The organism is Fundidesulfovibrio magnetotacticus, assembly GCF_013019105.1.
Classification (GTDB): domain Bacteria; phylum Desulfobacterota; class Desulfovibrionia; order Desulfovibrionales; family Desulfovibrionaceae; genus Fundidesulfovibrio; species Fundidesulfovibrio magnetotacticus.
Genome location: NZ_BLTE01000010.1, coordinates 135,800 through 157,953 on the forward strand (window position 1 = coordinate 135,800; position 22,154 = coordinate 157,953).

Below are 22,154 nucleotides of genomic sequence, written 5' to 3' on the forward strand. Positions count from 1 at the left end.
GTGTTCCTATCACCTTTGGATTTGCGAAAAGACGGCCGGATACGGCGCGAAATTCAATGTTTTTACGCCATCGGGAGGGGCGCGTCAACGTGGCGCGAAGCCGCGCGTCCTCCTGCCGCTCCGGATTCAGAAGGTCAGGCTTTCGCCGGTGAGGGCCTGGTAGGCCTCCAGGTACTTGGCCTGGGTGCGCCGTGCCACCTCTTCGGGCATGGCGGGGGCGGGGGGCTTCTTGTTGAAGCCCACGGATTCCAGCCAATCGCGCAGGTACTGCTTGTCGAAGCTGGGCTGTCCCTGGCCGGGCTTGAAGCCCTCCGCGGGCCAGAAGCGCGAGGAGTCGGGCGTGAGCACCTCGTCGATGAGGATCAGCTTGTCGCCGATCATGCCGAACTCGAACTTGGTGTCCGCGATGAGGATGCCCCGGCCCGAGGCGTAGGCGCGGGCCTTGGAGTAGATGGCCAGGGCGGTCTCCTGGGCCTTGTGGAACACGTCCTGGCCGGTGAGGGCCTTGGCCTGCTCCAGGGTGATGTTCTCGTCGTGCTGGCCGATGTCGGCCTTGGTGGACGGCGTGAAGAGCGGGGCTTCGAGCATCTGCGACTCCTCGAGCCCCTGGGGCAGCTCGTGGCCGCAGACCTTGCCGGTGGCCTTGTAGTCCTTCCAGCCCGAGCCCGTGATGAAGCCGCGCACGATGCACTCGATGGGCAGTGGCTTGGCCTTGCGCGCCAGCACCGCCCTGCCCTCCAGCATGTCGGCGTAGGGCTTGAGCTTGGCCGGGAAGTCGGCCACGTCCACGGCGAGGAGGTGGTTCTCCACCACGCCATCGAACATGCGCATCCAGAACGTGGTGATCTTGTTGAGGATCACGCCCTTGAAGGGGATGGGGTCCGGCAGGACCACGTCGAAGGCGGAGATGCGGTCCGTGGTGACGATGAGCAGGGCGTCGTCGGCGACCTGGTAGATGTCGCGGACCTTGCCTCTGGAAATCAGGGGATATTCCTTGATGTCGGTGGTGACGGCCACTTGCATGGTCGGGTCCTCCGGGGAGCTATTCGTTGCGGCACTCGACGGAGCGGGCGTGGGCCTCCAGGCCCTCCAGGCGCGCCAGCCTCGCGATCTTGGCCCCGTGCCTGCGCGCGTAGGACGGGGGCGCGGCGATGAGGCTGGACTTCTTGATGAAGGTCTCCACGGACAAGGCCGAAGAGAACCGGGCGTTGCCCATGGTGGGCAGCACGTGGTTGGGCCCGGCGAAGTAGTCGCCCACGGGCTCGGGGCAGCCCGCGCCCAGGAAGATGGCCCCGGCGTGACGGATGCGCCCGAGGATGCCCCAGCCGTCTTCCACGGCCAATTCCAGGTGTTCCGGGGCCAGGCGGTTCACGGCCGCGAGGGCCTCGTCCATGTCCGGGGCGACGACCACCGCGCCCCATTGGGCCAGGGAGCGCCGGGCGATCTCGGCCCGGGGCAGGCGTTCGAGCTGGTCGCGCAAGGCGGCCAGCACGGCGTCGGCCTGGGCCGGGCTGTCCGTGACCAGGATGGAGGCGGCCAGGGGGTCGTGCTCGGCCTGGGAGAGCATGTCGGCCGCCAGCCAGGCGGCGGGGGCGCTCTTGTCGGCCAGGATGACGATTTCGGAGGGGCCTGCGATCATGTCGATGCCCACCTGGCCCACGAGAAGGCGCTTGGCGGTGGTGACGTACATGTTGCCCGGCCCGGCGATCACGTCCACCGAGGGGATGGTGCGGGTGCCGAAGGCCAGGGCGGCGATGCCCCAGGCGCTGCCCACGCGGTAGACCTCCCGGATGCCCAGGATGGCCGCTGCGGCGAGGATGTAGGGGTTGAGCGTGCCGTCGGCGCGCGGCGGCGAGATGGCCGCGATGCGCTCCACGCCCGCCACCTGGGCGGGGATGGCGTTCATGAGCAGCGAGGAGATGAGCGGCGTCTCGCCCCCCTGCCCTCCAGGCACGTAAAGGCCCACGGAGTCCACGGGGCGCACCATCTGGCCCAGGATCACGCCGTCGGGCCCCGTGGTCCACCAGGAGTTCTGTTTCTGGCGTTCGTGGAAGGCGCGGATGTTGGCGGCGGCCTCGCGGATGATGGCCAGGTCCGAGCCGATCACCAGGGACTCGGCCGCCTGGATCTCGGCCTCGGGCACGCGCAGCATGGAGGCGGCGAAGGAGGGGCAGTCGAAGCGGCGGTTGAAATCGGCCAGGGCTTCGTCTCCCTGGGCCTGGACGTAGGCCAGGATGTCGCGCACGCGGGCTTCCACGTCCTGGCCGGGGTCTTCCCGGCCCTTGAGCTTGGCGAGCAGCGGATCGAAATCGGCCTGACGCTGGATGACAATGCGGGGACAGGGCATGAGGGCTCCTGATGGCGTCGTTGGCGGCTTGATAGATGAAGAGGTGGTGTTTGTCGAGAGGCGGCGCGGGCAAACAGCGAAGGCTCCGGGGCGGCTAGCGGACGCGGCGGACGCCAAACGGTTCCGGCGGGCGGCCCCTCATGCCGCCCGCCGGAAACGCAGAATCAGCCCTTGAGGAAATTGCGCATGAAGAACTTTTGGGCGTACTCCGGCCGCCCTTCAAGGCCCATCTCCTGGATGCGCACCAGGCGCAGGGCGCCCTTGGGGCAGGTACGCACGCACTCGGGCTGTTCGCCGTGTCCTGCCTTGCCTCCGCAGAGATTGCACTTCACCGTGGGCGTGTCGCCCAGCACACGCGGCACGTGCCAGGGGCAGGCGTGCACGCACTCGGCGCAGCCGTGGCAATTTTCCTCGGAGACGCGCACCACGCCCTCCTCTGTTCGCACCATGGCCCCGTGCGGGCAGGCGTGCACGCACTTGGGGTCTTCGCAGTGGTGGCAGGAGAGAAAGGCGAAGTGATGCGTCCCCACCTTGGTGTGGTGGGGAGACACCATGTCCGCCATGCGCACCCTAGCCGGGAAATGGTTCGATTTCATGCACTTGGCCACGCACGCCTCGCAATGGCCGCACTTGTCCGCATCCTGGATCACAACGAAGTTGCTCATGATAAGGCCCCCCTTACATCTATGTAATAAAGGCTGGGACAAACTTGTCAATGAAGACCGTCGGAGGATGAATAGACACCAGGCACCACCCGTTAATCATATCGCAATGGTATTGCATTCCTCGGAATTTCACCGAAAATACGGACCTCTGCGGTCATTTTCAAAAATAGCGGCCCCCCGGACGACGGACTTCGCCCCCGGGTCCGTCTTGGGGATCAAGACGCGCGCATGACCACGGTCCCCTCGGACATCCCGGCAAGGGACGGGAGATCGTCGGGACGGACCGGTCAGGCGCCGACAAGGAACAGGCGAGCCGAACACAACGCGCCCGTCCAATCTTCCCCGAAACCGGGATGCGGAAGACGCGGACACAATTCAAGGAGGGGCCTCATGACTTCAAGGATCACCATCTTCCTGGCGACTCTCGCGTGCATCTTCGTATTCCATCAGGAATGCCGGGCTTACGACATCTACAGCAGGGAGCTGTCCTCCAGGGTCTCCTTCGACGCGGAGGGCCAGTTGCGCATTGAGTCGAGCGGCACTCGCAGGATTCCGGTGATCGGTTCGCCCGAGCCAGACCCGGAATTCCTCAGGCAATCGCTCACCGTGAAGAGCGCCGGGCGGGTCTATGTGGAGAACAGGATCGTCGGAGCGGTCACGAGCCTGAAGCTCGACGCGGACGACTTCTTCGGAGACGAACAGCTCGAGGTAACGCTCTGCGAAAGCGAATTTCCGTCGGTTTGCGCGAAGCAGACGGTCCGCACTCCCAAGCGCTCCGCCAGCATGCAGTTCACTCTGCGCGCCGACTTCGTCAACCGTCCCTACGAAGTCTCCTACGGGATCGCGCTCTCCTCCATGCCCGTGGAGAACGGCAAGCCCTCAGCGCGCAGGGAATACGGCAAGCCTTTCCAGACCAGGATCACCCTGTATCCCATGAACGACAGGTCCCTGGCGGTCACCTACACCGTGGACAAGGCCGAAGGCGTGCTGGACCTTCGCGATTCGAACCGGTTCGACGATTTCCAGAGGAAGATGCGCGACAACATCGACGCCTACGGCAACTGCTACATCGTGGCCGACGCCAGCGTGACCGCCGAGAGCAGGACCATGACCTTCGAGGGCTTCCGCCACCAGTTCTCGGGGATGTCGCGCCGTCAGCTCGAAGCCGACGTGGACGCAAAGGCCCAGGAGGCCGCTCGGAAGATCGTCTCGCTGGTGGGCGGGGGACGCGACATCCACGCCAACGTGCTGTCCTTCACCAAGGGGCCCCGTGCCGACTCCTACGAAATCAAGGTAGACGTCTCCTTCAACGGCGCGATCTTCGCTTTCAACCACTACCGTTTCGGGGCAGTCATCCGGATCGATGCAGGCGAAATGCGCTTCACGGAAACCTGGGCGTCCCAGAACTACACGGATCTCAAGGAGCGACTCAGGATCATCATTCCCCCTCTCTTGCTGCTTGCCAGCGTTGAGTAACGGTCGGCTCCCCGCCGCCCTTGCCGAACCCGGCAGGGGCGGCAAGGGCGTGGGACGCAGCGCGCCCCGAGAGGGACTGGGGAAGACGGCAGGGGCGTGGTCGGCGAAATCGGGGGGAGCGGCGGGCGGATATGCCGCAGAACAAGAGGATGCCCCCTATCAAAGGCCGGAGTACCCCTCCGGAGAACGCAAAAAGGCCGGGAGCAATCCCGGCCTTTGGGTTTTGCGGCGTCCGTGCGGCCTAGTGCCTGGTCTGGCCCTGGTATTCTTCCTTGAGCAGACTGGCGGCCAGGGGCGCGACGCCCGCTCCGCGCCCGCAGAAGAGCTTGTCCGGGCCTTCGCAGAGGATGGCCTGGGCCAGCACCTCGTCCATGTGCTTCACCTGGACGATCTCCAGGCCGTTCAGGATGGCCTCGGGCACTTCCTTGAGGTCCTTGGCGTTCTCCTCGGGAATGAGCACCTTCTTGATCTGGGCGCGGTGGGCGGCCAGGAGCTTCTCGCGCAGGCCGCCGATGGGCAGCACGCGCCCGCGCAGGGTGATCTCTCCGGTCATGGCCAGGTCGTTGCGCACGGGCATGTTCAAGAGGGCCGAGACCATGGCCGTGGCCAGGGTGATGCCCGCGCTGGGGCCGTCCTTGGGGATGGCGCCCTCGGGCACGTGGATGTGGATGTCGATCTCCTTGTGGAAGTCCGGCTTGAGCCCGAAGTTGGCCGAGCGCGAGCGGATGTAGCTCAGGGCCGCGCGGGCCGACTCCTGCATCACGTCGCCCAGCTTGCCGGTGATCTCCACCTTGCCCGCTCCGGGCATGAGGGCCGTCTCCACCATGAGCATCTCGCCGCCCAGCTCCGTGTAGGCCAGGCCGGTGGAGACGCCCACCTGGGGGGCCTCCTCCATCTCGCCGTAGCGGAACTTGGGCACGCCCAGGTACTGCTGGACGTTCTCCCCGTCGATGGGGAATTTGGCCTCGCGGTCGTGACCTTCCACCAGTTTGCGGGCCACCTTGCGGCACAAGGAGGAGATTTCGCGCTCCACGTTGCGCACGCCCGCCTCGCGGGTGTAGCGGCGGATGATCTCCAGCACGGCCTCGCTGGAGACGCTGATGTTGCCGGGCTTGAGCCCGTTCTCCGCGATCTTCTTGGGCAGGAGGAAGTTCTCCGCGATGGCCTGCTTCTCCGTCTCCAGGTAGCCGGGGATGCGGATGATCTCCATGCGGTCCTGCAGGGGCAGGGGAATGGAGTGCAGCGAGTTGGCCGTGGTGATGAAGAAGATCTTGGAAAGGTCGTAGTCCAGGTCCAGGTAGTGGTCCCCGAAGGCGTAGTTCTGTTCGGGGTCGAGCACTTCGAGGAGCGCCGAGGAGGGGTCGCCCCGGAAGTCGGTGGACATCTTGTCCACCTCGTCCAGGCAGAAGACGGGGTTGTTGAACTTCACGCGCTTGAGCGACTGGATGATCTTGCCGGGCAGCGCGCCCACGTAGGTACGCCTGTGGCCGCGGATTTCGGCCTCGTCGCGCACGCCGCCCAGGGAGAGGCGCACGAACTCGCGGTCCATGGACCGCGCGATGGACTTGGCCAGAGAGGTCTTGCCAACGCCCGGGGGGCCCACCAGGCAGAGGATGGGGCCCTTCATCTTCTCCACGAGGCTCTGCACGGCCAGGTATTCGAGGATGCGCTCCTTGGGCTTGTCCAGGCCGTAGTGGTCGGCGTCGAGAATCTCCTTGGCCTTGGTGACGTCGATGGTCACGTCCTGGAGGGTGTTCCAGGGCAGGTCCAGGATCCATTCCACATAGTTGCGCACCACCGTGTACTCCGCCGAGGAGGGCGGGGTGTGCTTCATCTTCTTGAGCTCGCGCAGGGCCTTCTCGCGGGCCTCCTGGGGCATGTCCTTTTCCTGGAGGCGCTGCTCGAACTCGGCCACCTCGGCAAGGGGGTCCTCGTCGCGGCCCATTTCCTTGTGGATGGCCTTGAGCTGCTCGTTGAGGTAGTATTCCCGCTGGTTCTTCTCCATCTGCTGCTTCACGCGGCTCTTGATCTTCTTCTCGATGGAGGAAATCTCGATTTCGCCCTGCAGGAGCGCGAAGGCCTCTTCCAGGCGCTTCACGGGGGCGAGCTGCTCCAGAATCTCCTGCTTCTTGATGTAGTCCACCTTGAGGTGGGGCATGATGGCGTCGGCCAGACGGCCGGGCGCGGTCTGGGCGTTGATGGCCAGGATGGTTTCCGGGGCGAGCTTCTTGTTGATGCGGCCGTAGTGCTCCATGGCTTCGTGGGCCGTGCGCACCAGGGCCTCGGCCTCGCTGCCCTCGCCGTCGTCTTCGGCCATGCGCGAGACGCGAGCGGTGGGGAAGTCGTCCTCGAAGCCTTCAAGGCCGTCCTCGTCCCACTCGGCGCGGTAGAGGCCCTCGAAGAGCACCTTGATGGTGCCGTCGGGCAGGCGCAGCATCTGGAGGATTTTGGAGACGGTGCCCATGCGGAACAGGTCGTCCGCCTGGGGCTTTTCGGTTTCGGGGGCACGCTGGGCCACCAGGAAGATCTTCTTGTCGTAGGTGGAGACCGCGTTCTCGATGGCTTTGATGGAGGCCTCCCGGCCCACGAACAGGGGCACGATGGAGCGCGGGAACATGACCACCTCGCGCAGGCTCATCACAGGCAGGCGGAGACGGTCCGCCCGGCGGGGCTGGTCATCGGAGAAAATGCTGGTCATTCTGGCCTCCTGGGAATGGTTGTCCGCGCCGGAGGGGCGCGAGACGGCACAACGAAAGGCAAGAGAGATTAAGACAGGCCCTGGAAATGTCAAATCATCAAAATGTGAAACAATTTTAATGCGCTGCCCGGACGTTACGGGAAGGGGATCTCCCGGGGGCACGCCCTTCGAGGCTGCTGTTGACAACGATGGGCCGCCAAAATACTGATTGGATCGGATGGACGAACCGTTCAAGCCGCATCCGACCGTAATCCTGGAGGGAGAATGACACGGGGCAAACGCAGGCTGTTTCACGTCGCAGCGTTCATGTTTTTGTGTCTCGCGTGGGCCGTCTCCTGCTCCAGGAACGAAGCGCAGCAGCCCTGCTCCGACCCCCTGGGCTGCGTCACCATTGCACCGGGCAAGCCCGTCCGCCTGGGCGTCATCCAGTCACTGAGCGGCAAGGTGGCGGTCATCGGACAGGACCAGCTGCGCGGCTTCGAACTGGCCCTGGAGAAGCGGGGCAACAAGCTCCTGGGCCGCGAGGTCTCCCTGCTGGTGGAGGACACCGGCTGCAAGCCCGAGGGCGGTGCCGTCTCGGCCCTGAAAATCGTCTCCGACCCGGCCGTGCTGGCCATCTTCGGCACCACCTGCTCGGCCGACGCCGCCACCGCCGCCCAGGTGATGACCGAGGCCGGGCTCTCCATGATCTCGGGCAACAACAGCGCCCCGTTCCTCACCTCCATCGGCGGACAGAAGGCCCCCAAGTGGCAGCCGGGCTTCTTCCGCACCGCTCCCAACGAGGAGTTCGCCGGCCCCGCCGCCGCCCGTTTCGCCTTCGAGAAACTCGGCCTGCGCCTGGCAGCCGTGATCAACGACGGCGACATCTACACCCGGGGGCTCACCGAGGGCTTCCGCACCGAATTCGAGCGCCTGGGAGGCAAGGTCGCCCTGAGCGCCACCGTGAACAAGGGAGACGCCAACATGGCCCCCGTGCTGGAGGCCGTGGCCGTAACCGGCGCGCAACTCGTGTTCTTTCCCCTCTTCCAGCCCGAAGGCAACCACGTGCTCGCACAGGCGCGCAAGACCCCCGGCCTGGAAAACCTGGTGCTCATGAGCGACGGGGCGCTCATCGACCAATCCTTCCTGGACGCCGTGTCCTCGGCAGCCGTGGGCATGTACTTCGTGGGGCCCACCCCGCCGCCCCAGGGGCCGGAAGTGGCCGCGCTGACCGCCCAGTACGTCCAGAAGTTCAAGCAGGACCCGCCCACGGACTACTGGCTCTCCGCCTACGACGCGGCGGGCATCCTCTTCGCCGCCATCGAAAAGGCCGCCCAGAAAGGACCGGGCGGCTCCGTGCGCATCGGCCGCCAGGCCCTGCGCGACGCCCTCTACGCCACGCGAGACCACAAGGGCGTCGGCGGTCTGTTGGCCTGCAACGAGTTCGGCGACTGCGCAAGACCAAGCTTCAACGTGTTGCGCCTGGAGGATTCTTCCCAGGGAGTCAAGGGGCTCAAGGCCAACGTCGTGTTCACCCATGCCCCTTGACCCAGCCCCCTCCTCCCCTGCTCCCGGCGTCCGGGCGCGCCTGGGCGTCACCTCCCGGTTCGGACTCGCCTTTGCCGTGGTGCTGGCGGCCTTCGTGCTGGGCGGCGCGGTGAACTTCGCCTCCATGATGATCATCCACGACGCCGAAGCCGACATCCAGACCAGCATGGACGTGCGCCAGAAGGTGTTCGACATGGACGCAGGTCTGGAAAAGGCCCGCCGCCTCTACCGCGACTTCCTGCTCACCTACCAGGAGGTGGGGTTTGCCAAGGCGCAGGAGACCTACGGCCAGCCAGCCTTCGCCGCCACGGCCCGCGTCATCGCCGTCAACGAGGAGCTCAGGAACCTGATGCCCGCCTTTGTCGCGGGCGAGTCCCTGCGTCGGCGCAACATGGACATCACCCTCTACCTTTCCATCGCCAAGCGTTTCTCCACGGTGATGCTCGAAAGCATGGCCCTGCTCACCGCCCTGGCCGATCCTGAAAACGGGCTGGAAACCCGTCTGGACCAGCGCATGGCGGAACTCAAGGCCGTCTTCGCCAGCAACCCGAACCTGAGCTTCCTCGTGCGCGAGGCGGAGCTGGATGAAAAGCGCTACCGCATCACGCGCCAACGTCCCTCCATGCAGCTGGCGTTCAACAAGCTCTCCAGGATCAGGCTCGCCCTGGGCGAAATGGACTCCATGCCCATGCAACGCAAGTTGGAGGCCATCCACCTCGTGGACGATTATGCAACCCTGGCTTCCAGGGTTCTGGACGCCGACGTGGAGGTGCGCTCCAAGATCAACGACATGTCCCTCCAGGCCAAGACCATCGACCCCATTTCCCAGGAACTGCGCAAAATCTCCCAGGACGAGGTGACACGCAGCCGGGAACGCATCGAGCGTGTCAGCGGAGCGGCGTTGTGGATCAACCTGGGCATGACGCTTCTGGGCATCGCCTGCGCCGCGGGCGCGGCGGCGTACGTCAGTCGGGGCGTCACATGGCGCATCCTGGCCATAACGCGCGGTGCCGAGCGGGTGCGAGCGGGTAACCTGGAGGTGACCGTGGACCCGGGCGGCCGCGACGAACTGGGCGCGCTGGCCGAAGCCTTCAACCAGATGACCGGACGCATCCGCGAACTTGTGGACCATCTGGAGGAAACACTGCGCGGGAAGGACCGGGAACTCGACCTCGGCAGGCGGGCGCTCGACGCGAAACAACGCGCCCTGCTGCAACTCTCCCCTGCAGACAGGCTCACGGGCCTGTGCAACCGTCGCAGGCTGGAACACTCCCTGCGCGCGGAACTGCGCCGCCACAAGCGCTTCCACAGCGCGCCCTTCTCGGTGATCCTCCTGGACGTGGACCTTTTCAAGACCGTCAACGACCGATTCGGCCAGCAGGTGGGCGACCTCGTGCTCGTGCGTATCGCCGACGCCCTGGAAGACCTGGCCCGCGAGACGGACACCGTGGGGCGCTGGGGCGGCGAGGAGTTCCTGCTGGTGTGCCCGGAGACGGACGCCAACGTGGCGGCCAAGCAGGCTCAACGGCTGCGCGAGGCCATCGGGGAGATCGAGTTTTCCCTGGTGGGACACGTAACGGCCAGCTTCGGCGTGACGGCCTGCGTGCCCGACGACGACGAGAACGGCGAATCGCTCCTGCGCCGCGCCGAAGCGGCCCTCTACCGGGCCAAATTGAACGGCAGGAACCGCATCGAGATATGTATCTAGGCTTTGGGTATCCACTCGCAACAGTCCGGAAAGCAACGTGACCGCCCCGGAATCAGCCCAGAGAATTCAATGAAATTTTCGCAACGATCCGCAGCAACATGATCCATATCCCGATGCCCGACGACGTGGGGCCCCCTCCGGCGACACGAGCGTCTATTGAAGGCTGCAAGGGATTCTGACCCGGAACGAACCCTGATGAGCACCCACCCGCGGATACGTCTCCCGGACCGCTCCAGCACGGAGTTCCCAGACCGCTCACCGTGACAGAATGCACGGGCGGCCTTGTAACAACAGGCACGTCCTGGTGCGTCACCCATGGGCGCTACGAATTTTCCTGGCGCCGGGGCCGTATGTACTCCAGCAAGTTCCGGACAAAACATCGCATGCCCCTGTCGAAGACGAGGCGCGGTTCATCAAGGGGCACAAAGCGGCGCAACGACGTAATCCTCCCGGACAAAGGGTGCAGGGACTGCGGCATGCTTGACAAGTGTACGCAGGAACCGTTTCTACTCCCCGAGACATCGATCGCCGCGTGATCGAAACGCCACGATCGGACAGCGATGGTTTGGTGGAGTATCCGACAATGACGTCAGTCGGTAAGCGTTTCCGGGATCAAGACTTTCAGTCGATTCTGGATCCAGTGACAGAAATTAACAGCGGCCGTTGACCTTTTTCGATGACCCCAACAGAAAACCTCCGACCATTCCGGGGAAACAAACGGGGGGACCCCAACTCGGCTGTCCTCGCAGGTCATCTTGAGAAGGCCAGAACGAAGACCGACGCGGCAGGCAATCCGGCTTAAACTCCCATCCGCTGGGCGTCGGCGTCGGGTTACAACCGCCACTCTGTACAGCATTTGGAAAATTTCGGAATGCAACCAGGATATGGGATGAAAGAGAATACAGGCCACGCCGGTAAATGTTGCGGAGTGCAAAGCGCACACATTTTGTATGTATTGACAGCCCTAGTTTACATACCGCATGTTTTACTGTTTCTGCCAGGATATCGATTGACGCCGGATCAGCTGGCAATACACAACAGGGCGATGGAGGGCCTAAATGACGTATTTTCTCTTGCCCTTGAAACAACTCTCGAATCAGGAAGGCTGAGTTTATTCTTTCCCTTCACATTTTGGATCGAGCTTGCATCGGACTACTTTCTCGCGAGACTTGTATATGTAGTCATATTTTTTATCACACACGCTCTGTTTGCCTATTACTTTTCAAAGGCCATCAAAAGCGATATATTTATACTGGTGATGGTTCTCACTGTTTCTTTTCAGGTGTTGGACCTCAACAACCTCCCGCCAAACAGCCACAATATTGCCACAACTCTGCCACTCATGGTGTTGCTTGTGGCAAGAATCATTATTCAAAGACATGAAGTTGGAGCCTGCCGTTTTCAGTCGGCGCACCTTGTGCTTGGTGTTCTCATATGCTGCATATGCTATCTTGCGTCAGACTACGTTTTTATATTCGGAATGACAATGCTACTGTTTGAGTATGTGATATATTTTCTGAATTCACCATTTTCAATGAAGCGCTCGTTGTTCAGTTTTGCCTCTTCCAGAAGGCTGCTGCTTGACATTGCACCCGTATTGATTTCCGGACTAACACAATACACCCTAAGGACATTTTCATCTCCATCATACGCTGGAGCCGTCGTCTCAACAAAATCCAACCCCTTGCTTATTGCTCAAACTATTTTTGAGCATACTGTTGGATGTATAAGCTTGGCGAGGCAGGACTTATACGACTTCAAGTTCTCTCTAGACTTTCTTCCGTCGGCATACTTCGTGGCCATGCTGCTGGTCGCCCTGTTGTGCACATATCTGTGTTATCGGACCATGTCGCGGGCCCTAAAACCAAACAATCGAGGCGTGATCATCGGCCTCTGCATCCTGCTCTCCGCATTCACTACCCTTCCATTAGCCCTTACTTCAAAGTATCAGAACATCCGCCTGGCAGCGTACATCGACAGCAGGTTCGCATTTTTTTGGGCGATTGCTGCAATGTCTTTGTTTGTCAATTATTTAGCGACAATTCGCAACCCCTTGGGGCGATTTCTTCCTGTAATAGTGTCTGTACTTGTCGGTCTTTCGTCTGCATTTACATACTATCACAACGTAGACTCAAGCCAGGTGATGAACGACTATGTGGAACCATGGGGTCTTGCGCGGCAACTCGCATTCGGATGCGGTCAAAAGCCTGTGCATGACGCAAACATACGAACTCTTGTCGATCCATTTTCGCAAGTGACACATCATGCTGGATTTAACTTGGACAAATACTGGAAGACATATATAATGTACAAAAAAATGCTCGGTCGGAATGCACTTCTGAATTGGAACCCGTTACACTTCGACCGCATAAACTTCGACCTCAAGCCTAATGTACTTTACAAGGTAAACGAATTGCCTAAGATGTTCTTCCATCGCAACGGGTGGCACACACCCGAACCATGGGGTGGAGCATGGAGCTCCGGCATCGTTTCCTACCTGCCGTTCACCGTCCCTTCTCCGAATCTCGGAATGACGCTCGAATTTATTGCAACAATTCCCGTATGGCCGGGCAGAACATCTAGGCTTCTTGAAGTGCGTATCAACGGAAGAGATGTCAAGTCCGTGCAACTTGAATCCGGTGTCCAAAAGTATATCGTAGAGGTACCGGGTGAACTTCTGTTGAGCGGTCATGCCGTCATTGAATTCATTGTCAATGATGCGCTCTCGCCCTCGCATTTTGGCGATGGCGACAGCAGAACGCTCGGAATTGGCCTTCTCAGCGTAAAACTCAGCGGCTGCTGACGCCCGAGCGCTATCGGACGGGCCTGACACAGCATCGCACCATCAATGTGTGCAAATCGTGGAGCAAGTGAGCAGCGTAACGCACGCTTTGGCCTTGGTGTGATTTGCAAAAAAAAGGGAGAGCTGCTGCTCTCCCCTAAGTGCTTTGGATTCGATACGGCTACGCGGTCTTCACTTCCTGCTGGTAGAAGAGCAACGGGTCCTGCCCTTTCTCCACCACGGCCTTGTTGATAACGCACTCTGTGACGCCGTTGAGCGAAGGCAGCTGGTACATGATGTCCAGCATGATGTTTTCCATCACGTTGCGCAGGCCGCGCGCGCCGGTCTTGCGTTCGATGGACTTGCGCGCGATGGAGGCCAGGGCGTTGGAGGTGAAGCGCAGGCGCACCTTGTCCAGCTCGAAGAGCTTCATGTACTGCTTCACGAGGGCGTTCTTGGGCTCGGTGAGGATGCGGATGAGGTCGTCCTCGGAGAGCTCCGTGAGCGAGGTGATGATGGGGATTCGGCCCACGAACTCCGGGATGAGGCCGAACTTCACCAGGTCCGAAGGGTGGGACTGCACCAGCAGCTTGGACACGTCGTCCTCGCGGGTTCCGTCCATCTTGGCGCCGAAGCCCAGGGACGCGCCGCGCATGCGCTGCTGCACGATCTTTTCCAGGCCGATGAAGGCGCCGCCGACGATAAACAGGATGTTCGAGGTGTTGAGGCGGATGAATTCCTGCTGGGGGTGCTTGCGTCCGCCCTTGGGGGGGATGTTGGCCTCGGTGCCCTCGATGATCTTGAGCAGGGCCTGCTGCACGCCCTCGCCGGACACGTCGCGGGTGATGCTGGGGCTGTCGGACTTGCGCGCGATCTTGTCGATCTCGTCGATGTAGATGATGCCCTTGGACGCGGCCTCGATGTCGTAGTCGGCGTTCTGCAGGAGCTGGACGAGGATGTTCTCCACGTCCTCGCCCACGTAGCCGGCCTCGGTGAGGGTGGTGGCGTCGGCGATGGCGAAGGGCACCTTGAGGATGCGCGCCAGGGTCTGGGCCAGGAGGGTCTTGCCCGAGCCGGTGGGGCCGATGAGCAGGATGTTGGACTTGTCCAGCTCCACGTCGTCGCCCTTGGCGCCGCCGGCGTAGAACACGCGCTTGTAGTGGTTGTGCACGGCCACGGCCAGAATCTTTTTGGCCTGGTCCTGGCCGATGACGTACTCGTCGAGCAGGCGCTTGATCTCGGCCGGAGGCAGGAGCTTGCCGTCCACTGTCTCCTCGTTGAGGCTCTCTTGCGCGATGATCTCGTTGCACAGCGAGACGCACTCGTCGCAGATGTAGACGTCGGGGCCTGCGATGAGGCGCTGCACCTCGTCCTGGCTCTTGCCGCAGAACGAGCAGCTCAGCTCGGAGGATACGGGATTCTTTTTCTTGGTCATGGCGTCTTCCCTGACGCCCGGGGGAAAAACCTTCCGGGCGGCGTTGCGGAGGCTATTTCTTCTCGTCTTCCTGGGTCTGGCGCGAAGCGAGCACTTTGTCGATAAGCCCGTAGGTTACGGCGTCCTCGGAGCTCATGAAGTAGTCGCGTTCCGTGTCGTCCCGGATTTTATCAATATTCATGCCAGTGTGATTGGCAAGGATCTGGTTGAGCTTTTCGCGCATGCGCAGGATTTCGCGCGCATGAATGTCGATGTCGGTCACCTGTCCCTGGAAGCCGCCGGAGGGCTGGTGGATCATGATGCGGGAGTTGGGCAGGGCGTAGCGCATGCCCTTGGCCCCGGCCGCCAGGAGGATGGCCCCCATGCTGGCCGCGCTGCCCATGCAGAGGGTGGCCACCGGGCAGGAGATGAACTGCATGGTGTCGTAGATGGCCATGCCCGCCGTGACGGAACCGCCGGGCGAGTTGATGTAGATGGAGATTTCCTTCTTGGGGTCCTCGGACTCCAGGAAGAGCAGCTGGGCGCAGACCACGTTGGCCACGTGGTCGTCGATGGCGGTGCCAAGGAGGATGATCCGGTCCTTGAGCAGGCGCGAATAGATGTCGTAGGCGCGCTCGGTGCGCCCGGTGGTCTCGATGACGATGGGTATCTGCGCGTGCACGGTGGTCTCCTTGCTGCGCGCCGGGCGTGAATCCGGCGTTGTTGTATCCTGCATGGTAGCAAGCCGTCCGGCGGGCGTGCAAGCGAAAAGGCCGGGGCGGCCTGCGGGCCGCCCCGGCGAATCGATGCGCGGCCCCCGCGCCGACCGGGCGGCGGGGTTCTCCGCTTTCTAGGCCTCGGCGGCCTGGGGGTCCTTCACGGGGACCTTGGTCACCTTGGCCTGGGTGTAGACGAAGTCCATGGCCTTGTCCGCCAGAAGCTTGTCGCGCACGGGGATGATCAGCCCGTTCTGCTCGTAGTGCTGCTTCACGGCCAGCACGTCCTGCCCGGTGCGGGAGGCGATCTGCATGAAGTAGGCGTCCATCTCCTGGGGAGTTGTCTCGATGCCTTCCTTGTCGGAGAGCTTGATCAGGAAGAGCTGGGTCTTCACGATCTCCTTGGCCTTGGGCTCGGCCTCGGCGCGCAGGTCCTCGTCGGACTTGCCCAGGGCCTCGGGCGACTTGCCGGTGCGTTCGATCTTGTGCTTGGCGTCCTCCACCAGCAGCTTGATCTGCTCTTCGACCATGGCGGGCGGCAGGGGGAAGTCGACTTTTTCGAGCAGGCCGTCCAAGAGCTTCTTCTGCGCGGTGGCCTTGAAGAGCTGCTGGCGGCTCTGCACGTAGGAGCGGCTGATGGCGTCGCGCAGCTTCTCCAGGCTCTCGAAGCTGCCGGCCTTCTGGGCCAACTCGTCGTCCACGGGCGGGAGGTCCTTCTCCTTGACCACGTGGACGGTGACGGTCATGTCCACGGTCTTGCCGGCCAGCTCCTGGTTGATGAAGTCGGCGGGGAAGCTCACGGGCGCGGTGTTGGTGGCGCCGGAGGAGGTGTTCTTCACCAGGTTCTCGAAGTCGGGCAGGGCCTGTCCCTCGCCCAGGGCCAGCTGGAAGTTCTCGGCGCGCACGCCGGGGACGGGCTCGCCGTCCTTGGTGGCGTGGAAGCTCACCACGGCCACGTCGCCGTCCACGGGGCAGCGGTTCTCCTTGACGACCTTGAGCTCGGCCAGGTTGCCGCGGATGCGCTCGATCACCTTGGCGATCTCTTCCTCACTGGCCAGGGCTTCCTCTTCCTCGACCTCGAGGCCCTTGTATTCGGGCAGATCGAACTCGGGGCAGTGCTCGAAGGAGAGGGTGTAGTCGATGCCCTTGCCCTTCTCCAGTTCCACGGGGCTCACGTCGAGCTTGGCGATGGCCAGGTACTTGAGGCTGGACATGATCTCGTTGATGTGAACGTTCATGAGTTCGTTGGCCGCCTCGCGCAGGATCTGCTTGCGGAACTTGGATTCCACGAGGCTGGAGGGCACCTTGCCCTTGCGGAAGCCGCGCAGGTCCAGGTTCTGGCGGTAGAGGGCGGTGGTCACCGCCAGGGAGGCGTCCACTTCTTCGGCGGGAACGGTGATCGAGACCTTGGTCTCGACCGGGGAGATGTCATTGACGGTATACTCCATGGGGCGTGGCTCCTCGATGATCTGTCGATGCGGAAAGTGGGGTTGTGTAAATGAGATCGCGAAAAAAGAAAAGCCCCCGCCGCCGGGAACGCTTGACTGCTACGGCGCGGACTGGGGAAAGGACACGGTGATGGCCGCGCCGCGACCAGGCGAGGACTCCACGCCCACCCGTCCACCGTGCTGTTCCACCACGATGTAGTAGACGATGGAGAGCCCCAGGCCAGTGCCCTCCCCGGGGGGCTTGGTGGTGAAAAAAGGCTCGAAGACGCGCTCCTTCTGGGCTTCGTCCATGCCCGGGCCGTTGTCCTCCACGCGCACGAAAGCCCAGCCGTCGGCCTGTCCGGTGCGGATGGCGATGCGGGGCTCGGGCGTGCGGCTGGCGGAGAGGGCCTGGGCCGCGTTCTTCACCAGGTTGAGCACCACCTGCTCCACCTGGGTGGGCACGCACCAGATCTCGGGCATGTGGGGGGCGTCCTCGCGCTCGATGCGGATGTGCCGGAAGTCGTATTTCTTCTTCAGGTCGAATTCGCTGCGGGCCAGTTCGAGGGCCTTGTCCACCAGGTCGCTCAGGCGGGCGCGCGCCTTGCTCATGTCCGAGCGGCGGCTGAACTCCAGGATGTTGTTCACGATGCGCGCCGCGCGCACGCCGGATTCCTGGATGGAATCGAGCATGACGGGAATCTTGCGGTCTTCTAGGTAGGCGGCCAGGGCCTGCAGGTCCAGCCCGGCGCGGGCGGCGACCTGGAGGTTGGCGGCCAGCCCCGGCGCGAGCCTGCGGCGCACCGACTGAACGCCCTGGAGGATCCCCGCCAGGGGATTGTTGATCTCGTGGGCCATGCCTGCCGCCAGCGCGCCCACGGAAAGCATCTTTTCGGTCTGCACGAGCACCTCTTCCATGCGCACCCGGGCGGTCACGTCGTCGATGCGCGCCACGGCCTCCACGCGTCCCTGGTTCAGGGGAAAGACGGTTGCGTCGTACCAGGTGGCCCCGGCTCCCCCTTTTCCCGGCATCTTGCGCAGCACGGCTGGGACGCGCCGGGACATGGCCTCGCGGAAGGCGCCCGGCAGACCGTGAAACCAGGGCATGAGCGCTTCGATCTCCATGCCCCGGGCCTGCTCGGGGGCCACGCCGGTGTGGAGGGCGCACTGGGCGTTGGCCAGGGTGACCCGCAGGTTGGCGTCCGCGCCCACGAGGACGGAGGGCATGGCGTCCATCACCGAGCGCAGGTAGCGTCCGGTGCGGTCCAGTTCGTCCATGCGCTCGCGCAGTTCGGGGTAGTAGCTCTTGCGCATGGAGCGCTCGCCCAGGCCGATGAGCTTGTCGCGCAGGGCCTCCTCCCCCTGCCCTTCCTGCCGCGGGTCTTCTTCAGAGGGCGGCTTCATAGATGGCCTCGATGTCGGCCTGCACGGGCACGCGCGGATTGGTGAGCAGGCAGGGGTCCTTCATGGCCATGGACGCGAGCCGTGGGATGTCGGCGCGGGTGACGCCAAGGTCGGCAAGATTCCGCGTGAGTCCCGTCTGCGAGCGCAGCAGGCGTATGGAATCCAGGAGCGCGGCCAGCACGCGGGAGTCCGGCTGCCCGTCCACCACGCAGCCCATGGCTCTGGCCACTTCGCGGTAGCGCTGGGGGGCGCTGGGGAAGTTGAAGGCGATCACGGGGCCCAGCAGGATGGCGTTGCATTCGCCGTGGGGCAGGTCCAGGCTGCCGCCCAGGCTGTGGGCCATGCTGTGCACCGCGCCCAGGATGGCGTTGGAGAAGGCCAGCCCTGCGTCGAGGCTGGCCAGGCACATCTGGCCCCGGGCTTCCATGTTGTGCGGTTCGCGCACGGCCAGCCCCAGGGAGGAGCGCGCCAGGCGCACGCTCTCCAGGGCGAAGAGGTCCGTGACCGGGGAACTGGCGTTGGAGACGTAGGCCTCCACGGCGTGCGTCAGGGCGTCGATGCCTGTCTCGGCGGTGAGCGCGGGGCTCATGGTGGTGGCCGGCGTGGGGTCGATGAGCGAGACGTCGGGAACGAGCATCTTGCTCACCAGGGCAATCTTCACCTTGCGTGTGGTGTCGGATATGATGGCGAACTGCGAAACGTCTGCGGAGCTTCCCGAGGTGGTGGGGATGCAGAGCAGCGGCGGCAGGGCGCGGGGGATGGTGTCCACGCCTTCATAATCGAGGATGTGGCCGCCGTTGGCGTGCACCACGCCGATGCCCTTGGCGCAGTCCAGCACGGAACCGCCGCCCAGGGCCACCAGGGCGTCGCACTCCCGCTCGGCGTAGACGCGCGCGCCCTCCATCACCTCGTGGTCTTTGGGGTTGGGCGTCACGTCCTGGAAGAGCACGCATTCCATGCCCACGTCGGCGAGGGCGCGTTCCATCTTCCCTGCCCAGCCCGATGCGATCAGGCCGGAATCGGTGACCAGCATGGGACGCCGGACGCCGTAGTTCTCTGCATAGCGCGGCGCAAGCAGCCACGCGCCTTTGCCCAGCACGAACTCCGGAGCGAGGAATTTACGCAGGCCGACGTTGGGGCTCTCGGTCATGACGCGTCCCCCATGGTTTAGATGCGAACATCCGATTCTCGCGCATATTTAGCACGGCCTCAGGACGTCGTAAAGAACACGTAACGATTCTTGGCAAAGTTCGCTCCGGTCAACAATGGAACGGCGCAAAACGGCCACGGGAGGGCTTTCACCCTCCCGTGCAAGCTTCCCGGCGCGACAAGGCGCGCCAGATGCCGTCCCTCTCCCCTTCGGGTTCAGCCCGCCTTGTCCACGAAGCGGCTCCCGGCCGCTGACGTGCGCATGGACGAACGGTACCCGGTCAAACGCTGGTTTTCCTGCTTGGCGCGCAACAGGTCGCGCCGGATGGCCTCGTGCAGGCGCTTGGCTTCGGCGGTGATCTGCCCCTGGATGCTCTGGAGCTGGAGCAGCTTCTGCTTGAGCGCGCCGATCTTCCTGGGGTCGCGCATGCGCCAGGCCTCCTCCATGAGGGCCAGGCGTTCGCCCGCCAGGCGTTCGGCCTCCTCCACCTCGCCTCCGGCCAGGTGCCCGAGTTCCAGACGGCCTGTCTCCAGCGCCTGGTCAATGATGTCGAGTTCGTCGCGCATGGCGCACCGCCTTTGTTACGCCGCCCTGGCGATTTCCTTGATGTCCTCGCGCAGCTGGGCGATGACCTTCTTCCAACGCTCAACGGCGGGGATGAATTCGTATTCCAGCAGGTCGGCCAGGAGAATCCAGTCCTCGTTCTCGAGCACTTCGAGCATCTCGGAGAACAGCGCCGAGATCTCGTTGGCAGCCTGGTTGAAGCCCGGGGTCTGCTTGAGGCTGAACTCGTTGCGCAGCACGCCGATCATGCCCAGGAAGTCGCGGGTCACGTCCATGAGATCCTGGTAGACTTCCAGGGCTTCGGCGTCGTCCGCCTTGCGGAACAGATCGGCCACGCGGCGCGCGCCCCGGTCCATCAGGGTGACGACCTTGTAGAGTTCGCGCGTGATGTTCACGGCCATCTCGCTGGTGGCCACGCTGACGATTTCCACCGTTTCGATGCCCGAGGCGTCCACGTCCTCGGCCTGGTGCGGGTAGATCTCGGAGAACGGTTCCTTGTTGACCAGCACGTCGGTGACGATGCGGCCTTCCAGGTGCTTGTCCTCCATCACCTTGACGAGCAGCTGTTCCAGGTTCTCGAAACTCTGTACAGCCAATCCGGTTTCCCGGCCGTCGACCATGATCATGTCTTGCTCCCTCCTCCGATGGGTGTGGCGACTCCGGAAACTTTTTCCGGCGCAATTTCCCATACAAGGAGCGTGCCAGACGGCGTTCAGGGCCGGGATGCGAGCAGGTCTCGCAGGGCGCGGACCAGTTGCGACACGGAATCGGCGAAGGCAGCGAAGCGGGCGATGTCCTGGCCCTCGTCCTGGGAGAGGTGGAGCCAGAGGTGCGCCAGGGCGCACAGGCGTTGATCGGCGGAGAAAAGAGCGTGCAGGCGCTGCCACGTGGTCATGAACTTGGCGCGCAGGGCCGGCCTGGGCGCGGCCAGGAGCACACGGGCCTGCTGCGCCAGCAGCTCCAGCAGCGCGGAGGCCTGCTCCAGCGTGGTCCGCAGGCCAGCGCGGAACTCCTCCGTCAGAGCGTCGGCTTCGTGCCCCTCGAAAGCAGGGGGCAGGCCGTCAAGAAACCGCCGCCAGGCCAGGCGCTGCACGCCGATCCACACGGCGCGCTCCCCCGAACCATGCCCCGAAAGCGAACGCAGGCCCATGAAGCCGTCGGGCTGGACCACGCTTTCCCAGAGGCGCACGCCGCGGCCGGGCAGTTCGGGCCAGACGCCCCGCTCCATCCAGCCGTCCACGCAGGCCGCCAGCACCTCGGGGCGCACCTTCTCCCGGCAGGCCCAGCCGATGGGGCACTGGTGGCCGAAGGGGCAGGGATGGCACTCCATGTCGGGCTCCACGCAGCAGGCCCCTGGCAGATAGGGCCCCGTGTCCCAGGGTTGGGCCGTGGCCAGGAACACCGCCAGCACCGGGACGCCCAGGCCTGCCGCCAGGTGCATGGTGCCCGTGTCGTTGGAGACCACCAGACGCATGAGCCGCACGGCGGCTGCCAGTTCCGCGAGCCCCGTGCGGCCCACGAGGCTTGCGTGGGGCACGCCGGAGGCGGCGAACGCCTCCGCCAGGGCCTGTTCGCCCCCCGAGCCGAGGAGCACGGGGAAGAGGCCGTGGCGGTCCAGGAGGTGACGCGCCAGGCTTGCGAAAGACTCCACCGGCCATTGGCGCATGGCCGCGCTGGCTCCCAGCTGGAGCCCCACCGGCGAGGCGCCGGGGGGCGCTCCCAGTTCCGCCAGCAGGGCGCGCAACGCCTCCAGGGCGGCGGGCTCCGGGTCCTTGAGGCGGAAGGAAGGCCTGTCGTCGTCCAGGTGGGCGGCCTTGCGGAACAGGTCCACAAGGTTGAAGGGGCTCGACCCCCTGTGCCGCGAAGTGGCCTCCAGAAAGGCGGCCCAGGGCGTCGAGTAGGCCCCGAAGCCGAAGTCGTCCAGGCCGAACCCCTGCACGGCCCCGCCCGACAGGGCGCGCGCCAGAAGCCGCGCCGGGAGCGAGGGCGTGAGGTTGATCACCCGGTCGGGAGCGAACTCGCGTCGGACCTTGTCGGCGTAGTCCAGGCAACCGGCCAGGGCGTGGGGCCAGGAGCGGTCGAGATCGGCCAGGAAACGAGCCCCGGGGATGCCCGAGGCGTGGGAGAGGTCGCTCAGCAAGGCCGTGGCCTGGACGAAATTTTCAAGGCAGACCAGGCCCACGCGCTCGCCACGCGCCGCGAGACCGCAGACCACGGGCTGCGTCTGGAGAAGATCTCCGAAGCGGGTGAGGTTCACGACCAAAGTGTTCATGGAG

At 63.9% G+C, this 22,154-nt stretch carries 16 protein-coding genes; 4 read left to right on the forward strand and 12 right to left on the reverse strand.

Going from position 1 to position 22,154, the window contains the following annotated elements; all coding sequences use genetic code 11:
• Window positions 1-126: 126 nt before the first annotated feature.
• From NNJEOMEG_RS11920 to NNJEOMEG_RS11930, 3 genes are all read right to left on the reverse strand, one after another.
• Window positions 127-1,023, reverse strand: a complete 897-nt coding sequence (locus tag NNJEOMEG_RS11920) for a phosphoribosylaminoimidazolesuccinocarboxamide synthase (protein WP_173084707.1) — start codon at window positions 1,021-1,023, stop codon at window positions 127-129.
• A 19-nt stretch (window positions 1,024-1,042) separates the two neighbouring features.
• On the reverse strand, window positions 1,043-2,347 hold the full coding sequence (hisD, locus tag NNJEOMEG_RS11925) for a histidinol dehydrogenase (RefSeq protein ID WP_173084709.1): 1,305 nt from the start codon (window positions 2,345-2,347) through the stop codon (window positions 1,043-1,045).
• Window positions 2,348-2,511: 164 nt separating this feature from the next.
• On the reverse strand, window positions 2,512-3,012 hold the full coding sequence (locus tag NNJEOMEG_RS11930; RefSeq protein WP_173084711.1) for a 4Fe-4S dicluster domain-containing protein: 501 nt from the start codon (window positions 3,010-3,012) through the stop codon (window positions 2,512-2,514).
• A 390-nt stretch (window positions 3,013-3,402) separates the two neighbouring features.
• Here NNJEOMEG_RS11930 and NNJEOMEG_RS11935 point away from each other — a divergent pair, with 390 nt between their 5' ends.
• Window positions 3,403-4,488 (forward strand): hypothetical protein, encoded by a 1,086-nt coding sequence (locus NNJEOMEG_RS11935; protein ID WP_173084713.1) that lies wholly within the window; start codon window positions 3,403-3,405, stop codon window positions 4,486-4,488.
• Window positions 4,489-4,729: 241 nt separating this feature from the next.
• Here NNJEOMEG_RS11935 and lon read toward each other — a convergent pair whose 3' ends face one another.
• Window positions 4,730-7,186, reverse strand: coding sequence for an endopeptidase La (lon, locus tag NNJEOMEG_RS11940; protein WP_173084715.1), 2,457 nt, complete (start codon window positions 7,184-7,186; stop codon window positions 4,730-4,732).
• Between the two features lie 306 nt (window positions 7,187-7,492).
• Here lon and NNJEOMEG_RS11945 point away from each other — a divergent pair, with 306 nt between their 5' ends.
• The 3 genes from NNJEOMEG_RS11945 (at window position 7,493) to NNJEOMEG_RS11955 (ending at window position 13,224) form a co-directional block, all read left to right on the forward strand.
• Window positions 7,493-8,713, forward strand: coding sequence for a branched-chain amino acid ABC transporter substrate-binding protein (locus NNJEOMEG_RS11945; RefSeq protein ID WP_173084717.1), 1,221 nt, complete (start codon window positions 7,493-7,495; stop codon window positions 8,711-8,713).
• Window positions 8,703-10,421, forward strand: coding sequence for a GGDEF domain-containing protein (locus NNJEOMEG_RS11950; RefSeq protein ID WP_173084719.1), 1,719 nt, complete (start codon window positions 8,703-8,705; stop codon window positions 10,419-10,421). Before NNJEOMEG_RS11945 ends, NNJEOMEG_RS11950 begins: the two co-directional genes overlap by 11 nt.
• A gap of 889 nt (window positions 10,422-11,310) precedes the next feature.
• A complete protein-coding gene (locus NNJEOMEG_RS11955) occupies window positions 11,311-13,224 on the forward strand; it encodes a hypothetical protein (protein WP_173084721.1) in 1,914 nt (637 codons plus the stop codon).
• 160 nt (window positions 13,225-13,384) lie between these two features.
• Here the strand turns inward: NNJEOMEG_RS11955 and clpX are convergent, their stop codons facing one another.
• The 8 genes from clpX to NNJEOMEG_RS11995 form a co-directional block, all read right to left on the reverse strand.
• The gene (clpX, locus tag NNJEOMEG_RS11960; RefSeq protein WP_173084723.1) at window positions 13,385-14,638 is read right to left on the reverse strand and encodes an ATP-dependent Clp protease ATP-binding subunit ClpX; all 1,254 of its coding nucleotides are present in this window, start codon (window positions 14,636-14,638) and stop codon (window positions 13,385-13,387) included.
• A 52-nt stretch (window positions 14,639-14,690) separates the two neighbouring features.
• On the reverse strand, window positions 14,691-15,299 hold the full coding sequence (gene clpP / locus NNJEOMEG_RS11965; protein WP_235956941.1) for an ATP-dependent Clp endopeptidase proteolytic subunit ClpP: 609 nt from the start codon (window positions 15,297-15,299) through the stop codon (window positions 14,691-14,693).
• 168 nt (window positions 15,300-15,467) lie between these two features.
• Complete coding sequence (gene tig, locus NNJEOMEG_RS11970) at window positions 15,468-16,781, reverse strand: trigger factor (protein ID WP_173084727.1); 1,314 nt, start codon at window positions 16,779-16,781, stop codon at window positions 15,468-15,470.
• Between the two features lie 99 nt (window positions 16,782-16,880).
• Window positions 16,881-18,164 (reverse strand): two-component system sensor histidine kinase NtrB, encoded by a 1,284-nt coding sequence (locus NNJEOMEG_RS11975; RefSeq protein WP_173084729.1) that lies wholly within the window; start codon window positions 18,162-18,164, stop codon window positions 16,881-16,883.
• Entirely contained in the window at window positions 18,148-19,314 is a 1,167-nt protein-coding gene (ercA, locus tag NNJEOMEG_RS11980) for an alcohol dehydrogenase-like regulatory protein ErcA (RefSeq protein ID WP_173084731.1), read from the reverse strand. Before ercA ends, NNJEOMEG_RS11975 begins: the two co-directional genes overlap by 17 nt.
• Window positions 19,315-19,529: 215 nt before the next feature.
• Complete coding sequence (locus NNJEOMEG_RS11985) at window positions 19,530-19,880, reverse strand: hypothetical protein (protein WP_173084733.1); 351 nt, start codon at window positions 19,878-19,880, stop codon at window positions 19,530-19,532.
• A gap of 15 nt (window positions 19,881-19,895) precedes the next feature.
• Window positions 19,896-20,504, reverse strand: coding sequence for a DUF8043 domain-containing protein (locus tag NNJEOMEG_RS11990; protein ID WP_173084735.1), 609 nt, complete (start codon window positions 20,502-20,504; stop codon window positions 19,896-19,898).
• A gap of 86 nt (window positions 20,505-20,590) precedes the next feature.
• Complete coding sequence (locus NNJEOMEG_RS11995) at window positions 20,591-22,150, reverse strand: glycosyltransferase family 9 protein (protein WP_173084737.1); 1,560 nt, start codon at window positions 22,148-22,150, stop codon at window positions 20,591-20,593.
• Between the last annotated feature and the right edge of the window lie 4 nt (window positions 22,151-22,154).

What these genes read in the sequence shown, in the direction of transcription:
- NNJEOMEG_RS11920 (WP_173084707.1), bottom strand. Translation starts at nt 1,023, where the DNA reads ATGCAAGTGGCCGTCACCACCGACATCAAGGAATATCCCCTGATTTCC.
- hisD (WP_173084709.1), bottom strand. Translation starts at nt 2,347, where the DNA reads ATGCCCTGTCCCCGCATTGTCATCCAGCGTCAGGCCGATTTCGATCCG.
- NNJEOMEG_RS11930 (WP_173084711.1), bottom strand. Translation starts at nt 3,012, where the DNA reads ATGAGCAACTTCGTTGTGATCCAGGATGCGGACAAGTGCGGCCATTGC.
- NNJEOMEG_RS11935 (WP_173084713.1), top strand. Translation starts at nt 3,403, where the DNA reads ATGACTTCAAGGATCACCATCTTCCTGGCGACTCTCGCGTGCATCTTC.
- lon (WP_173084715.1), bottom strand. Translation starts at nt 7,186, where the DNA reads ATGACCAGCATTTTCTCCGATGACCAGCCCCGCCGGGCGGACCGTCTC.
- NNJEOMEG_RS11945 (WP_173084717.1), top strand. Translation starts at nt 7,493, where the DNA reads ATGTTTTTGTGTCTCGCGTGGGCCGTCTCCTGCTCCAGGAACGAAGCG.
- NNJEOMEG_RS11950 (WP_173084719.1), top strand. Translation starts at nt 8,703, where the DNA reads ATGCCCCTTGACCCAGCCCCCTCCTCCCCTGCTCCCGGCGTCCGGGCG.
- NNJEOMEG_RS11955 (WP_173084721.1), top strand. Translation starts at nt 11,311, where the DNA reads ATGAAAGAGAATACAGGCCACGCCGGTAAATGTTGCGGAGTGCAAAGC.
- clpX (WP_173084723.1), bottom strand. Translation starts at nt 14,638, where the DNA reads ATGACCAAGAAAAAGAATCCCGTATCCTCCGAGCTGAGCTGCTCGTTC.
- tig (WP_173084727.1), bottom strand. Translation starts at nt 16,781, where the DNA reads ATGGAGTATACCGTCAATGACATCTCCCCGGTCGAGACCAAGGTCTCG.
- NNJEOMEG_RS11975 (WP_173084729.1), bottom strand. Translation starts at nt 18,164, where the DNA reads ATGAAGCCGCCCTCTGAAGAAGACCCGCGGCAGGAAGGGCAGGGGGAG.
- ercA (WP_173084731.1), bottom strand. Translation starts at nt 19,314, where the DNA reads ATGACCGAGAGCCCCAACGTCGGCCTGCGTAAATTCCTCGCTCCGGAG.
- NNJEOMEG_RS11985 (WP_173084733.1), bottom strand. Translation starts at nt 19,880, where the DNA reads ATGCGCGACGAACTCGACATCATTGACCAGGCGCTGGAGACAGGCCGT.
- NNJEOMEG_RS11990 (WP_173084735.1), bottom strand. Translation starts at nt 20,504, where the DNA reads ATGATCATGGTCGACGGCCGGGAAACCGGATTGGCTGTACAGAGTTTC.
- NNJEOMEG_RS11995 (WP_173084737.1), bottom strand. Translation starts at nt 22,150, where the DNA reads ATGAACACTTTGGTCGTGAACCTCACCCGCTTCGGAGATCTTCTCCAG.